This window comes from Aminobacter sp. P4_H6_2, assembly GCF_056400805.1.
This window is the reverse complement of sequence record NZ_JBFUKO010000907.1, coordinates 1-1587: the sequence shown is the minus strand read 5'-3', so window position 1 is coordinate 1587 and position 1587 is coordinate 1. Positions and strand designations below refer to the sequence as shown.

Genomic DNA, 1587 nt, shown 5'->3' with positions numbered 1-1587 from the left:
GTGCTGGACGGTGCGGAAATTCTTCTTGAGCAGGGTTAAAAGCTCGGATTCCGTTCCGCCCTGAAACGTCTTGGCCAGGAAGTGGCCGCCAGGCTTGAGCACCGAAATGGCGAAATCGGCGGCGACCTCGCACAGATGCATAGTGCGGATATGGTCGGTGCGGCGATGCCCGGTCGTCGGTGCCGCCATGTCGGACAGCACAAGGTCTGGTGCGCCGCCGAGCGCCTCGGACAGGCGTGCCGGGGCCTCGTCGTCAAGAAAATCCATCAGCAGGACCGGTGCGCCAGGCACCGGATCCATTTCGAGATAGTCGATACCGACGACATGCGGTTTTTCCGCCGTCGAGTTGGTGCGCGCAGCCGCCACCTGGCACCAGCCGCCGGGCGCAGCGCCCAGATCGATGATCTTCATGCCCGGCTTGAGCAGATGGTGCTTGTCGTCGATCTCGATCAGCTTGAAGGCCGCGCGCGAGCGATAACCATCAGCCTTGGAGCGCTGGACGTAAGGATCGTTCATGTGGCGTTCGAGCCAGCGACGCGACGATTCCTTGAGCCCACGCTTCTTCTTGAGCTTGGTGCGGAGCACGCGCGTGGCGCCCGCCGCTACTCCTGGTTTTGTCGGTTTCTTGGTCATACACGCTGTCCGTTCCGCCAGTTGCGGCGCCACACGCCGTCGTCGGCCATCAATTCGCTCAAAATGCCTTCACGCAAGCCGCGATCGGCGACGCGCAGCCTCTCCGACGGCCACACCGCGCGGATGGCCTCGAGGATGGCGCAGCCCGCCAAAACAAGGTCGGCCCGATCAGCGCCGATGCAAGGGTTTGCCACACGCTGGTTGAAGTCCCAGCCGAGCACCTTTTCGACCATCTGGTCGACGCTTGTGCCATCCATCCACAGACCATCGACGCGGCGGCGGTCGTAGCGGTCGAGTTCGAGATGCACGCCGGCAAGCGTCGTTACCGTGCCCGACGTTCCCAGCAAATGGAACTTCGGGCTCGACACGATATGGCTGAGCCGGTCGCGCCCGTCAAACGCGCGCAAACGTGCAGCAACATCCTCGACCATGGCGGCAAAGATCTCGCGCGTCACCGTGCGGCCGCCAAAACGCTCGGCGAGCGAAACCACCCCGACCGGAAGCGACGTCCACGAGACGATGTGATTCGCCAGGCGCGGCGAGCGGTGGCGCGAGACGTCGATCAGCGCAATCTCCGACGAGCCGCCGCCAATGTCGAACAGCACCACGCCATCGGTGTCGCGCTCGACCAGCGACCCACAGCCGGAAACGGCAAGCCGCGCCTCGGTCTGGCGGTCGATGATCTCGAGCTTCAGGCCAGCCTCGCGTTCGACGCGGTCAATGAACTCCGCACCATTTTCTGCCGAACGGCAGGCTTCGGTCGCGATCAGCCGCGCCTTCTTGATCTTGCGGTTGCGCAGCTTGTCGCTGCAGACCTTGAGCGCTTCGACCGCGCGGTCCATCGCCGCCTGGCCGAGTCGTCCTGAAGCCGTGAGCCCCTCGCCGAGCCGCACGATGCGCGAAAAGGCATCGATCACCCGGAACTGCCCGGGCCGGCCGGGCACAGCCACGAGC

The 1587-nt window shown here is 64.7% G+C and carries 2 protein-coding genes; both read right to left on the bottom strand.

Going from position 1 to position 1587, the window contains the following annotated elements:
- Positions 1–633, bottom strand: a 633-nt coding sequence (locus AC1DUU_RS31530) for an RlmE family RNA methyltransferase (RefSeq protein ID WP_476787231.1), incomplete at its 3' end; no start/stop codon positions are given.
- The coding region (locus AC1DUU_RS31525; protein ID WP_476787230.1) for a Ppx/GppA phosphatase family protein at positions 630–1587 on the bottom strand (958 nt) is incomplete at its 5' end. The genes AC1DUU_RS31530 and AC1DUU_RS31525, both read right to left, overlap by 4 nt.